A 13,449-nucleotide genomic window follows, 5' to 3' on the forward strand; every position below is an offset into this window, starting at 1 on the left:
AGGCTGACCTCGGGCGCTGGGTGGGAGTGGATTCAGCGCAGAGCGATGCTCTTGGCCCCGTCCTTGATGTGGATGGTGTTGGTGAAGCGGGCCGTGTTGTCGAGGGTGCTGATCACCAGGGAGCTGGTGCGGACGCAGTCGCTCTCGAACTTGACGCCGTCGAACAGCAGGCCATCGGTGATGCCGCTGCCGGCGAACACCACGTTCTCACCGGAGGCCAGCTCCTCGGCCTCATACACCTTGTCGACATCGGTGATGCCCATCTCGTTGAGGCGGGCGATGTTGCCCTCCTTGGTGTAGTCGGCCCACTCGGAGGTCTGGGCGACGGCGGGGTCGTACACCAGCTGGCCCTGGAAGTGGCCACCCAGGGCGCGCATGGCGGCGGCGGAGATCACACCCTCGGGGGCGGCGCCGATGCCCATCAGGCAGTGGGTGCCGGTGCCGGCGAAGCCACAGGCGATGGCGGCCTGCACGTCACCGTCGGAGATGGGCTGCACGCGGGCGCCGGTGGAGCGGATCTCGGCGATCAGGTCCTTGTGGCGGGCGCGGTCCATCACCACGATCACCAGGTCGCTCTTGGGAACGCCCAGGCACTGGCTGAGGATCTCGATGTTCTCAGTGGCCGACTTGCGGATGTCCACCTTGCCCTTGGCGGCCGGGGGAGCGGCCAGCTTCTTCATGTAGAAGTCGGGGGCGTTGAACAGGCCACCGCGGTCGGAGGCGGCCAGCACCGCCATGGAGCCGCGCTGGTTGTTGGCGCAGAGGTTGGTGCCCTCGCAGGGGTCCACGGCGAAGTCCACGCCGGGGCCGGTGCCGCTGCCCACTTCCTCGCCGATGTAGAGCATGGGCGCCTCGTCGCGCTCGCCCTCACCGATCACGATGCGGCCCTGCATCTGGATCTGGCCCATGCGCTTGCGCATCGCCTCCACGGCGGCGGCGTCGGCTTCATCCTTCTTGCCCAGGCCGGTGAGCTCGGCGGAGGCGATGGCGGCCTGTTCGACGACCTCGAGAATTTCCTGAATCAGCGTGCGATCCACAGCGGTCCGGCGTAGGGAGGGGGCTTGAGCGGGGGAGAGGGCTTCGACGGACGCATCAGGGCCGGCGCAGCCAGGGCGGCAACGGCGAAGCGATGGGGTCGGAGGGAATGGGGCGGGCAACGGAGCTGAACCGAGGGCCGTGTCGCCAGTGGGGACCGGCTGGGAAGTGCTCCCAGGGGCCGGGCCCGGCGATTCGGGCCAGGGTTCAGCAGTTGCAGGGCCTCTCGGGCTTTGAGCGCCGCCCACTGTATCAGCGACGCCCGACAGGGCCCGCCGGGAGCGGGCGGAGGCCGATTCCTACAATCCCCATCTCCCTGCGCCCCGGTGGCCCCTCCATGAGCACCAAGCCCCTGGTGATCTCCCCGTCGATCCTCTCGGCCGACTTCTCCCGCCTCGGCGAGGACGTGCGCGCCGTCGATCAGGCCGGCGCCGACTGGATCCACGTGGACGTGATGGACGGCCGCTTCGTGCCCAACATCACCATCGGCCCGCTGATCGTCGAGGCCCTGCGCCCGGTGACCACCAAGCCGCTGGACGTGCACCTGATGATCGTCGAGCCCGAGAAGTACGTGCCCGACTTCGCCAAGGCCGGCGCCGACATCATCTCCGTGCAGGTGGAGGCCTGCCCGCACCTGCACCGCAACCTGGCCCAGATCAAGGACCTGGGCAAGATGGCCGGCGCCGTGCTGAACCCCAGCACCCCGATCGACACCCTGGAGTACTGCCTGGAGCTGTGCGACCTGGTGCTGATCATGAGCGTGAACCCCGGCTTCGGCGGCCAGAGCTTCATCGAGAACCAGGTGCAGAAGATCCGCGACCTGCGCCGGATGTGTGAGGAGCGCGGCCTCGACCCCTGGATCGAGGTGGACGGCGGCATCAAGGCCGAGAACGCCTGGAAGGTGATCGAAGCGGGCGCCAATGCCATCGTGAGCGGCTCCGGCGTGTTCAACCAGCCCAGCTACGCCGACGCCATCACCGGCATCCGCAACAGCAAGCGCCCGGTGGCCGTGGCGGCCTGAGGCTGAAACCCTGCACCCTCCCGGCGCCATGACTGGCAGGGGCCCCACCATGGGGCCCCTTTTTTGATGCCCACAGCTTTTGGATGCCCCCAGCCGCAGACAAGCCCCGGAAGGCCAGAAGGCCTTCCGGGGCTTGGCCGATGGCGCCATCCCGCCTGGGGGCTCAGCTCAGGAACCAGCCGTAGCTGTGCAGGCCGATGCCCAGCAGGTTCACGCCGATGTAGCAGACGCAGATCACCACCAGGCCGGCCGAGGCCACCAGGGCGGGCCGGCGGCCCTGCCAGCCGCGGCTCAGGCGCGTGTGCAGATAGGCGGCATACACCAGCCAGCAGATCAGGGCCCAGGTCTCCTTCGGGTCCCAGCTCCACCAGCTGCCCCAGGCCTCATTGGCCCACACGGCGCCGCTCACGATGCCGATCGAGAGCAGCAGGAAGCCCACGGTGATCGTGCGGTAGCTGAGGCTGTCGAGCTGCTCGCTGAGGCTGATGCTGGCGCTGGAGAGCTGCAGGGCCGGCGGTGCGGCCAGTGTGGCGGTGGCGGCGCCACGGCCTGGGGCCGCCGTGGCATAGGCGAGCACCTCGCCCTGCGGCGCACTGGGGCCATTCGGCTGGGCCTGGCGGAAACCGCCGCTGCCGATCGAGCTGCTGCGCAGCTCCAGGCCCTGGCCCCGGTCGGTGACCAGCACCGCCACCGACAGCAGGGAGCCCACCAGCAGCGCCGCGTAGCTCACCATGATCACGCTCACGTGCATCACCAGCCAGCTGGAACGCAGCGCCGGCACCAGCGGGGCGGCCTGCTGCAGCTGATCCGGCAGGGCAAAGCTGGCGAAGGCCACACAGCCCAGGCCCATGGGGGTGGCGGCGGCGGCCACGATCGGCGAGGGCCAGCTGCGCTCCACCAGCAGCTGGGTGAGGGTGCAGGCCCAGGCCAGGAAGCAGAGCGATTCGTAGAGGTTGCTGATCGGGAAGTGGCCCGACTGCATCCAGCGCAGCACCAGCTGGGTGGTGAGGCTGAGGTTGGCCGCCGCCACGATCAGCCGCACGGCGGTGCTGCCCTGGCCGCCGCCGCTCACGCTCCAGAAGGCCAGCGGCAGGGCGACCAGCAGCAGGGCGAAGGCCGCCAGGCCCAGGGCAAGCACCGGATCGGTCACGGAACAGTCGTGGCGTTGGAGGTGTGATCAGTCTGCCGCGTGGGGCGGGCCATCAGGGCGCCAGGGGCGTCTGCCCGCCTCAACGGCTGGCCTGGCGTAACAACCACAGGCCCCCGGCCAGGCCGATGAACACCGGCATCCAGGCCGCCAGGAAGGGCATCAAGGCGCCCTTCACCCCCAGCGAGCTGAAGATGAACGACATCAGGTAGTAGCCGAAGATCAGCAGCACACTGATGCCGAAGCCCTGGCTGCGGCTAGTGCGGGCGTTGGGCCGCACCCCCAGGGCGCTGCCGATCAGGCCGAACACCAGACAGATGGCGGGGAAGGCGAACTTCTCCTGGATCCGAACCCGCAGCCGCCGGGCCTCCTTCTGGTTGCCCGCCTGGTTGAGCAGCCGCTCGGCCTCCAGGGCCTCGGCCACGCTCATCTGGGTGGCGTCGCTGGGCAGCTTGCCGATGGCGATCGGGGCGGTGGTGAAGGGGTAGAAGTAGCGATCGAAATTGGCCGTGGTGGTGCTGTTGGTGGTCGCGTCGATGTTGACGATGCGGCCGTCCCGGAACTCCCACATGCCCCGGTCCTCATTCCAGATCCCCTTGTCGGCGATCAGCATCTGCTGCTGGCCCTCGCGGGAGAAGTCGAGCAGGGTGACCTCGAACATCTCGCCCTTGCGGAACTCGCGGGCATAGAAGAGCTGGGTGAGGCCCCGCTGGGAATCGCCCTTGGGGTCGCGGGCGCGCACCCGGCCGAAGCGGGAATAGACGATGTTGCGGCCGCGCTCGGAGGAGAGGGCCCGACCCAGGGCCCGGTCCAGGGTGTCGGAGGCGGTGAGGTTGGTGGCCGGCACGATCGCGTCGTTGAACACGAAGGTGAGGCCGCTCATCAGGGTCGCCACCAGCAGGCCCGGCAGCACCATGCGCCAGGTGGCCACGCCGATGCTGCGCAGGGCCGTGAGCTCACTGGTGCTGGACAGCCGGCTGTAGGCCAGCAGGGTGGCCATCAGCGTGGCCATCGGGAAGGAGAGCACCAGAAAGCCCGGCAGCCGCAGGCCCAGCACCTGCAGCGCCGTGGCCACGGGCAGGCCCGCCTCGGCCACCTTGCGCACCAGCTCGAACACCACGCCCACCGACAGGGACACGGTGGTGAAAGCGGCCACCCCGAAGATCAGCGGTCCGGCCAGTTCGCTGGCCAGCCAGCGGTCCATCAGGGGCAGCTGCTCCCACTGGCGCCGGAGGCGCCGGCCCAGGCGCTGCAGCGGATCGGTCAGAGCGGCGATCACAGGCGGAAGCCCTCCCCGAGGTAGTGGCGGCGCACCTGGGGATCCTCAGCCATGGCCCGCGACGGGCCGGCGGCCAGGATGCTGCCCTCGGTGAGGATGTAGGCCCGGTCGGTGATCGCGAGGGTTTCGCGCACGTTGTGGTCGGTGATCAGGATGCCCATGCCCCGCTGCTGCAGCCGGGCGATCAGCTCCTGCAGGTCGGCCACGGCCAGGGGATCCACCCCAGCGAAGGGCTCATCGAGCAGCAGGTAGCGGGGACCCTGCTCGCCCACGGCCAGGGCGCGGGCCACCTCGCAGCGGCGCCGCTCACCGCCCGAGAGCTGGAAGCCCTTGCGGTGCTCGAAGGGGCGCAGGTGGAAGTCGTCGATCAGCTGCTCGAGGCGCTGGCGGCGCTGGCCCACGGGGGTACCGCTCTGCTGCAGGGCCAGCATCAGGTTGTCGCGCACGCTGAGGGTGCGGAACACGCTGGCCTCCTGGGGCAGGTAGCCGATCCCGAGCCGCGCCCGCCGGGGCATGGACAGGCCCTGCACCTCCTGGCCCTCCAGCAGCACCCGGCCGGCGTTGGGGCGCAGCAGGCCCGTCACCAAGTTGAAGGTGGTGGTCTTGCCGGCTCCGTTGGGGCCCAGCAGGCCCACCACCTCGCCGGGGCGCAGGTCCAGCGTCACCCCCTTGACCAGCGGCCGGCCGCCGATGGTCAGGACGACGTGATCGAGTTTGAGGCTCATGGCGTGGGCTGAGCCGGGGCCGGCGCTGCCGTGGGGGTGGTCTCGATGCGCAGGGTGCTGAACACCTGGCGGCCCGCCGCGGGATTGGCCAGCACCCGCTCCGTTTCCACGAAGTAGATCACCTGTTCAGCCCGCAGGTGGTTGCCGCCCTCCTGGATCACATCCACATCGCCGCTGAGCACCACCCGGCCCTCCTTGCTGAAGTACTGGGCCTGGCGGGAGGTGGCCACCACGCGGCGGTCGGGGTAGACGATGCGCACGTTGCCAGTGGCTGTGACCACCCCGGTGACCTGATCGGCCCGCTGCAGATCCGATTCGATCGTGACCTGGCCCGTGGTGGGGGTGACCGCAGGGGTGGGAGTCGGGGCCGGGGTCGCCGCCGGGCTGGCAGCGGTTGGCGTGGAGGCCGCCGGGTTCTGACCCAGGGCCTGGGCCTGGGCCCGGGCGCCAGCGTCGGCCAGGGGCAGCAGCACGGCCAGGGCCGGGGCCAGCAGGGAGCGCCAGGCCCAGGCCGGAACCAGCGGGGACCGGCGCCCCAGCGGACCCCGGCGATTCGGGCTCGGCCTGTGTACTGCTGCCAACCGACCCCCAGACGCGCAAGGGTCCTAACCTAGAGCCAAGGCGTCCGATTCCCCGGGGGCAGGCTCCAGTCGTGGCAGCGGTTCTGCATCGGGGTCGCGCTGCTGCTGCAGGGCCCGCAACCGGGCCGCGACGACACCGGTGAGGGCCTCCAGATCGAGGCCCAGGGCCGAGGCGCCATAGGGCCGCAGCCGGCCGAGGCCCTCCCCCAGCAGCACCGTGGCGCCGCGGAGGTTGCCCCGCTCCAGATGCAGATGGGCAACCGCCACCTGCAGGATCCCCTGCAGGGCGGCACGCTCGGGCCCCTGGGTCTCATGCCAGAGCTCCTCGAAGCCGTCGTGGCAGGCGTACCACTCACCGGCATTGAAAAGCCCGACGGCCTCCGCGAAGCGCGGGTCGGCCATCAGGCGGAACTCCTCATCCATGGGCTGGGGGTCCGAGGGGGATGAGGGGCGGTGAAAGAGGGGCGGGCCGGAGGCCCGACACCCTCAGCGCTTGGCGGCCTTCTTGGCGGGCAGCTTGCGCAGGCGGATCGACTCGGGGGTGACCTCGAGCATCTCGTCGGGGCCGATGTACTCGAGGGCGCGCTCGAGGGTCATCTGGATCGGCGACTGCAGGGTATCCAGCACCTCGGCACCGGCGGAGCGGATGTTGGTGACCTGCTTGGCCTTGCAGACGTTCAGCTCGAGATCGGGCGGACGGTTGTGCTCGCCCACGATCATGCCCTTGTACACCTTGGTGCCCGGGGTGATGAAGAACTGGCCGCGATCCTCGGCGCCCTTGAGGGCGTAGAAGGTGGCGGTGCCCTCCTCGAAGGAGATCAGCACGCCGTTGCGGCGGGCCTCCAGATCGCCCTGCATCGGGCGGTAGTCGAGGAAGGAGTGGCTCATGATCCCCTCGCCACGGGTGGCGCGGATGAACTCACCGCGGAAGCCGATCAGGCCCCGGGACGGCACCACAAACTCCAGCTGGGTGCGGCCGTCGTTGGTGTTCTCCATGTTCTGCATCTCGCCCTTGCGGATGCCGAGCTTCTCGATGCAGGCGCCCACCGATTCCTCGGGCACGTCCATCACGAGCGTCTCGTAGGGCTCGCTGGGGGTGCCGTCGATGGTGCGGAAGATCACCTGGGGCTGGCTCACCTGGAACTCGTAGCCCTCGCGGCGCATCGTCTCGATCAGGATGCCGAGGTGCAGTTCACCGCGGCCGCTCACGGCGAAGCGGTCGGGGGAATCGGTGTCCTCCACCCGCAGGGCCACGTTGGTGAGCAGCTCGCGCTGCAGGCGATCGCGGATCTGGCGGCTGGTGACGAACTTGCCTTCCTTGCCGGCGAAGGGCGAGTCGTTGACCACGAAGGTCATCTGCAGGGTGGGTTCATCCACCTTGATCAGGGGCAGGGCCTCGGGGTGATCGGGGCAGGCGATGGTCTCGCCGATGTTCACCTCGTCGAAACCGGCCACGGCCACGAGGTCACCGGCGCGGGCCTCCTCGATCTCCACCCGCTGCAGGCCCTGGAAGCCCAGCAGCTTGCTGATGCGGCTGCGCTTGATGCTGCCGTCGTCGCGGATCAGGGCGGCGGGCTGGCCGGCCTTGATGGTGCCGTTGTGGATGCGGCCGATCATGATCCGACCCAGGAAGTCGGAGTAGTCGAGCGTGGTGACCTGCAGCTGCAGGGGCTTGGTGGGATCGCCCACCGGGGGCGGAACGTGGCGCAGGATCGCGTCGAAGAGCGGCTTCATGGTGTCGCTCTCGGTCTTCATGTCCGGCTTGGCGTAGCCGCCCATGCCGCTGCCGAAAAGGTAGGGGAAGTCGCACTGATCGTCGTCGGCGCCCAGCTCCAGGAACAGGTCGAGCACCTTGTCGACGGCCTGCTCGGGATCCACGCGGGCGCGGTCGATCTTGTTGACGAACACGATCGGGCGCAGGCCCTTCTCCAGCGCCTTCTTGAGCACGAAGCGCGTCTGGGGCATGGGACCCTCGTTGGCGTCCACGATCAGCAGACAGCCGTCCACCATGCCGAGCACCCGCTCCACCTCACCGCCGAAGTCGGCGTGGCCCGGGGTGTCGACGATGTTGATGCGGATGCCGTTGTAATCGACGGCGGTGTTCTTGGAGAGGATCGTGATGCCGCGCTCCCGCTCCAGATCGTTGCTGTCGAGCACGCAGGTGGGCACGGCCTCGCCGTCGCGGAAGATGCCCGACTGGCTCAGCAGCGCGTCCACCAGGGTGGTCTTGCCGTGGTCAACGTGGGCAATGATCGCGATGTTGCGGATCGGCGTGGCCTTGTGGTTGCCGTTGGCTGTGGGCGCGGCGCTCATGCAGGAAAGTACGGAGTGGGAGGTTTCTTCTCAGGCAACGCTCAAGCCAGGCCGCGGTGACGGCGCTGGCGGTGGCCCCGATGCCGGAACGGGCCTGGGATGGCGGAGGCCATCACCGGGACGTCGGACATCGGCGGGTGAGGACTTGGACGGATCAAAGAACAGATCACGAGGGCTGCTCGGATCCTCTGCCAGGAAAAGCCTGGAGAGATCCGAACGGCGTGATTGGGATAGACCCGGTATCGGATAGACCGATGACCCCTACGGTGCTGATGGGTTAATGCTAACGCAGCGTCCCGTCCGTCCTCAGGCGCGACGCACCAGGCTGCCCCGGGTCACGCCCAGGCGGCTGTCGAGCTGCTCCTGCTGCCACAGCTGGCGGCCCGAGATCCGCCCGGCCAGGGCGTCGCGGTAGAGGCCGACCTGACGCACCACATCGGCCGGGGTCTCCTCCAGCAGCTCCAGCCGGAAGTGGCGCACCCCCGCGCGCAGCAGCTGGGGGATGGCCTCCGCGGCCGTCTGGGCCTTGCCGTTGAACAGGGTGTTGCGGCAGCCCAGGTCGGCCCGGAGGGGGTGCTCCACGCCGCTGCGGTCCCGCAGCAGCACCGTGTGGTGCTCACAGGGGCGGCCGCAGTCGGTGTGGTCGTGGCCGTCGGAGAGGAAGGCGCAGAACAGGCAGTGCTCCATGTGAAACAGCGGCATGTGCTGGTGCAGGGTCAGCTCCAGGGAGCCGCTGGGGCAGCGGACCACCAGGGCCAGCAGCTGGTCGAGGGCCAGGTCGTAGCTGGCGGTGAGGCGCTCCAGCCCCCAGCGCTCCAGGAACCAGGCGGCCGTGAGCGGGTTGGCCACGTTGAGGGAGAAGTCGCCGATGCAGGGGGCCAGGGGGGTGAGCCGCTCCAGCTGGTCGGCGTTGCGCACCAGGTAGCCGTCGGGTTCAGCCCGCAGCAGCGGCTCCAGGCTCCAGGCCTCATCGGGCCGCACGATGCGGGGCCCCGCCAGCCAGAGGCCACCGGGCCAGCGGCCCCGGCCCAGGGCCACGGCCTGGCGCAGCTGGGCCGGATGTTCGATGTCCACCACCACGCGGTGCAGGGCGGCGCCGGCGGCGTCCGGGGCGTCGGGGAGCGCAACGAGGGCCCGGAGCTGCTCCTGGCTGCGCACCAGCACCGTGAGCTGGGGCTCGGTGGGAGGCGGCGCAGTCGGGGGAGTCGCCGGGGTGCTGGGCTGAAGCTGCCGCCGGGCCTCCGCCAGGGGGAGGCGGACCCGCGCAGACTCCTCCGCCGCCGCAACCGCTGCGGCCCCAGGCCCCGGGCCACCGCCGGCTGCCAGTGCCCGATCCAGCTGCTCCGCCAGCTCGCGCCGCAGCTGGTTGAGCTGGGCCACCGGCAGAAACAGGCCGTCGGGGAGATCGAGCTCCAGGCCCTCCAGCTGCCAGCGGGTGCCACCGAGCCGGCCCAGCTGGGCCGTGAGGCGCTCGGCATCCAAGCCGGCGCCGGTGGCCGGCTGCAGCGGAGCGGCCGAGGCCACCTGCCAGGGGCCACCCGCGAGCCCAGGCACCTGCTCCAGCCGCAGCCGCAGGGGCTCGCCGACGCGGCCGCTCACCTGCAGCCGCAGGGGCAGACGACGCTCAACGGCCTCCTGCTGGGCCATGCGGGCGAAGCGCTTCTCCAGCTGGGGATCGCTGGTGAGCCAGGCGGGGCTGCCGGGGCCCAGGGCCGCCGTGTCGATGCGGCCGGGGCCGAGCCGCAGGGCCAGCCGGCCGCCGGGGCGGGAGTCCACCGCCATCACCCGGGCCCCCACTTCAAACGGGGGTGCCAGGGGATCGCGGCCGGGGGCCTCGAACACCACCCCATCCCCGGGCTTGAGGGCCAGGGCCGTGGCCAGCACCAGCCAGCCGCCCCGCTCCTGGGCCTGCAGGCGTCCCAACAAGGGGCCGCGTTTCTTGCTCCAGCGGCCCTGCACCAGGCGCCGGTGGTTCACCCCCTCCAGCCAGCCCGTGCCCAGGCCGCGGGAGAAGCTCAGCTCCAGGTGTCGACGCAGCTCCTCGGCGGCGGCATCGGTCTCCGGCCCCTGGGGCTGGGTCTCCAGCCGATCCAGGCCCTGGCGGTAGGCGTCCGTCACCGCCGCCACGTAGGTGGGGTCCTTGAGCCGGCCCTCGATCTTGAGGCTGGCCACCCCGGCCGCCGCCAGCTGGGGCAGCAGGTCCCAGGCGGCCAGATCCTGGGGCGAGAGCAGGTAGCGCTGCTCGCCCAGATCCCGCTCCACCCCATCCACGATCAGCTGGTAGGGCAGCCGGCAGGCCTGGGCGCACTCGCCCCGGTTGGCGCTGCGCTGGCCCAGGGCCTCGCTGGTGAGGCACTGGCCGGAATAGGCCACGCACAGGGCCCCGTGCACGAACACCTCCAGGGGCATGGCCAGGCCGCGGGCCTGGAGCTGGCGCTGAATGCGCTCGATGTCCCGCAGGCTGAGCTCGCGGGCCAGCACCACCCGCTCGCAGCCCAGGTCGGCGGCCTGGGCCACCCCGGCGGCGCTGGTGATCGACATCTGGGTGGAGCCGTGCAGGGCCAGGCCCGGCGTCAGCAGGCCCGCCAGCCGGGCCAGGCCGATGTCCTGCACGATCAAGGCATCGACGCCGGCCCGTTCGGCCGCCAGCAGCAGCTCGCCCGCCTCGGCCAGCTCATCGGGGAACACCAGCACGTTCACCGTGAGGAAGCCCTTGACGCCGCGGGCATGCAGCCAGGCCATCACCTCGGGCAGATCGCTGCGCCGGAAGTTCTCGGCCCGCAGCCGGGCGTTGAAGGCCTCCACGCCGAAGTAGACGGCATCGGCGCCATTGGCCACCGCCGCCTTGAGCGACTCCCAGGAGCCGGCCGGCGAGAGGAGTTCGGGCCGGGAGGCCACTGCCGGGTCGACGTCGCTCATCGGCTCGCCAGCCGCTGGGCAGCGGCGAAGGTCTGCAGGGCCTCGGCCGAACCCTCGAAGCGCCAGTGCCAGGGCTCGTAGCTCACCCCCTGGCGGTTGCCGGCGGGGAAGGAGAGGTGGAAGTGAAAGCGGTTGGCGTTGGCCTGCAGCCAGGCGTAGGCCTCGGTGCGCTCAAAGGACGGCGAGAGGTTGCTGGCGGGCACCCGCCCGTCGCCCAGGTCCACCGCGTAACCGGTGCTGTGCTCGGAGAAACCCGGCGGCGCGCTCACCTGGGCCCGCTCCTGGGCGCTCTGGTTGCGCTCCGACTTCACATCAAAGAAGAGGTGCTTCTGCAGGGCGATCGAGCGGAAGGCGCTGAGCACCCGCAGGTCCACCCCATCGGCGGCGGCGGCCCGCTGCATGGCCAGCAGCGACTCAGCCGCGTCGCGCTGCAGTTCCAGGCCAGGGGCAATCGCCATCAGATCTGTAGCCTTGGCCTCCCCGTAGGGGAAGTGGCCGAGCAGCCGACCATCGGCCCCCAGCCGGGCGGCGAGGCCGGCCACCGGCGGCGGGGCCAGCAGCCGGGCCAGGGGCTGGCGGAACACCAGCAGGGCCCCGCCCACCGCCGTGAGCACCAGGGTGGCGGTGACCAGGGCCTGGCGGCCGCCGGAGCGGCGCAGGGCCGGCGACACCGTGCGGCGGGCGACGGGAATTTCCTCGGAGCGGGCGGCTGCAGCGGCCCGGGAGTCGCGGCGGCCCTGACGGCGTTCCATGGGCGCTGGCCGCGGCACCGGGATCTCGATGGCTTCCGTGATGGAACGATGGTAAAGCGATGCGCCAGCGCAACCGACGGCCACCCGCACAGCGGTGTTAGTTTCTGGCCAAAGATCCTTCTGCTGGAGCAGGTTTCAAGATGTTGCGAGTCGCGGTGGTGGGCGGCGGCCCGAGCGGATCCTGTGCTGCTGAAGTGCTGGCCAAGGCCGGCATCGAGACCTGGATCTTCGAGCGCAAGCTGGATAACGCCAAGCCCTGCGGCGGCGCCATCCCCCTCTGCATGGTGGCCGAGTTCGACCTGCCCGAGTCGATCATCGACCGCAAGGTGCGCAACATGAAGATGATCTCCCCCTCCAACCGCGAGGTGGACATCAATCTCGAGAACGAGAACGAGTACATCGGCATGTGCCGCAGGGAGGTGATGGATGCCTTCCTGCGCAACCGCGCCGCCGACCTGGGCGCCCACCTGGTGAACGGCCTCGTCACCAAGATCGACACCGGCGTGAACCGCCAGGGCCCCTACACCCTCACCTACTCCGACTACGCCTCCGGGGAGGCCACCGGTGAGACCAAAACCCTGGAGGTGGACCTGATCATCGGCGCCGACGGCGCCAACAGCCGTGTGGCCAAGGCCATGGATGCCGGCGATTACAACGTGGCCATCGCCTTCCAGGAGCGGATCAAGCTGCCACCCGAGGAGATGAAGTACTACGAGAGCCTGGCCGAGATGTACGTGGGCACCGATGTGTCCCCCGACTTCTACGCCTGGGTGTTCCCCAAGTACGACCACGTGGCCGTGGGCACCGGCACCATGCAGGAGAACCAGGCCCTGATCAAGAGCCTGCAGGAGGGCATCCGCGAGCGGGCCAAGAAGCGCCTGGTGAACGGCGAGGTGATCAAGGTGGAGGCCCACCCGATCCCCGAACACCCCCGCCCCCGTCGGGTGGTTGGCCGCATGGCCCTGGTGGGCGATGCCGCCGGCTACGTGACCAAGAGCTCCGGCGAGGGCATCTACTTCGCGGCCAAGAGCGGTCGCATGTGCGCCGAGCAGATCGTGGAGGCGAGCCAGGGCGGCAAGCGCATCCCCACGGAGGCCGATCTCAAGAAGTATCTGAAGAAGTGGGACCGCCAGTACGGCGCCACCTACAAGGTGCTGGAAATCCTGCAGAACATCTTCTACCGCAACGATGCGGCCCGCGAGGCCTTCGTGGAGATGTGCGATGACAAGGACGTGCAGCGCCTCACCTTCGACAGCTACCTCTACAAGCGGGTGGTGATGATGAACCCCTGGCAGCAGCTCAAGCTCACCCTGCTGACCCTGGGTTCGGTGCTGCGTGGCAATGCCCTGGCACCCCAGGGCTACAAGCCCGTGGACAGCGCCGTGCGCGACGACGCCGAGGTCAACGCCATGCTGGCGGTGAGCACCATCAAGGGCGGCATCAAGGTGAAGGGCCAGAAGAACGCGGCCGCCAAGGCGGCTGACGCTGCGGCACCGGTAGACACCGCTGGTGCTGCCGCCTCCAAAGCGGGCGACGAGGAGCGGGAGCCGGTACTAGCCGGAAAGGGCTGAGGCCCGATCCAGCACGAGCTGCGAGGCTCGTCATGAAGCGCCGGCTGGAGATCCTCCAGCCGGCGCTTTCTTCTGTGTGCTCGTCAGCGTTGGCAGGAATCGAGCA

At 70.0% G+C, this 13,449-nt stretch carries 11 protein-coding genes; 2 read left to right on the forward strand and 9 right to left on the reverse strand.

Annotated features, from left to right (window positions below):
* Window positions 1-32 precede the first annotated feature (32 nt).
* Entirely contained in the window at window positions 33-1,037 is a 1,005-nt protein-coding gene (gene glpX, locus ACLV7J_RS04580) for a class II fructose-bisphosphatase (RefSeq protein ID WP_255127896.1), read from the reverse strand.
* 335 nt (window positions 1,038-1,372) lie between these two features.
* On the opposite strand from glpX, the gene rpe reads away from it, so the two are divergent.
* On the forward strand, window positions 1,373-2,056 hold the full coding sequence (gene rpe, locus ACLV7J_RS04585; RefSeq protein ID WP_411867944.1) for a ribulose-phosphate 3-epimerase: 684 nt from the start codon (window positions 1,373-1,375) through the stop codon (window positions 2,054-2,056).
* 163 nt (window positions 2,057-2,219) lie between these two features.
* On the opposite strand, the gene ccsB is transcribed toward rpe, so the two are convergent.
* The 8 genes from ccsB to ACLV7J_RS04625 form a co-directional block, all read right to left on the reverse strand.
* Window positions 2,220-3,206: a c-type cytochrome biogenesis protein CcsB gene (gene ccsB, locus ACLV7J_RS04590; protein WP_411867945.1), complete on the reverse strand. Its 987-nt coding sequence runs from the start codon at window positions 3,204-3,206 to the stop codon at window positions 2,220-2,222.
* A 79-nt stretch (window positions 3,207-3,285) separates the two neighbouring features.
* The gene (locus ACLV7J_RS04595; protein ID WP_411868168.1) at window positions 3,286-4,407 is read right to left on the reverse strand and encodes an LptF/LptG family permease; all 1,122 of its coding nucleotides are present in this window, start codon (window positions 4,405-4,407) and stop codon (window positions 3,286-3,288) included.
* A 71-nt stretch (window positions 4,408-4,478) separates the two neighbouring features.
* Window positions 4,479-5,207 carry an LPS export ABC transporter ATP-binding protein gene (gene lptB / locus ACLV7J_RS04600; protein ID WP_411867946.1) on the reverse strand — a complete coding sequence of 243 codons (729 nt, stop codon included), beginning with the start codon at window positions 5,205-5,207 and terminating at the stop codon, window positions 4,479-4,481.
* On the reverse strand, window positions 5,204-5,680 hold the full coding sequence (locus tag ACLV7J_RS04605; RefSeq protein ID WP_411867947.1) for an LPS-assembly protein LptD: 477 nt from the start codon (window positions 5,678-5,680) through the stop codon (window positions 5,204-5,206). Before ACLV7J_RS04605 ends, lptB begins: the two co-directional genes overlap by 4 nt.
* Window positions 5,681-5,812: 132 nt before the next feature.
* A complete protein-coding gene (locus tag ACLV7J_RS04610) occupies window positions 5,813-6,211 on the reverse strand; it encodes a DUF309 domain-containing protein (RefSeq protein ID WP_411867948.1) in 399 nt (132 codons plus the stop codon).
* Window positions 6,212-6,274: 63 nt separating this feature from the next.
* Complete coding sequence (gene typA / locus ACLV7J_RS04615; RefSeq protein ID WP_411867949.1) at window positions 6,275-8,101, reverse strand: translational GTPase TypA; 1,827 nt, start codon at window positions 8,099-8,101, stop codon at window positions 6,275-6,277.
* A 306-nt stretch (window positions 8,102-8,407) separates the two neighbouring features.
* Window positions 8,408-11,020, reverse strand: a complete 2,613-nt coding sequence (locus tag ACLV7J_RS04620; protein ID WP_411867950.1) for a DUF3656 domain-containing U32 family peptidase — start codon at window positions 11,018-11,020, stop codon at window positions 8,408-8,410.
* Window positions 11,017-11,772 carry a D-alanyl-D-alanine carboxypeptidase family protein gene (locus ACLV7J_RS04625; protein ID WP_411867951.1) on the reverse strand — a complete coding sequence of 252 codons (756 nt, stop codon included), beginning with the start codon at window positions 11,770-11,772 and terminating at the stop codon, window positions 11,017-11,019. Before ACLV7J_RS04625 ends, ACLV7J_RS04620 begins: the two co-directional genes overlap by 4 nt.
* Window positions 11,773-11,912: 140 nt before the next feature.
* Between ACLV7J_RS04625 and chlP the strand changes: the two genes are divergently transcribed.
* The gene (gene chlP / locus ACLV7J_RS04630) at window positions 11,913-13,343 is read left to right on the forward strand and encodes a geranylgeranyl reductase (RefSeq protein ID WP_411867952.1); all 1,431 of its coding nucleotides are present in this window, start codon (window positions 11,913-11,915) and stop codon (window positions 13,341-13,343) included.
* Window positions 13,344-13,449 lie beyond the last annotated feature (106 nt).

Source organism: Vulcanococcus limneticus LL (genome assembly GCF_943369875.1).
Classification (GTDB): Bacteria; Cyanobacteriota; Cyanobacteriia; order PCC-6307; family Cyanobiaceae; genus Vulcanococcus; species Vulcanococcus limneticus_A.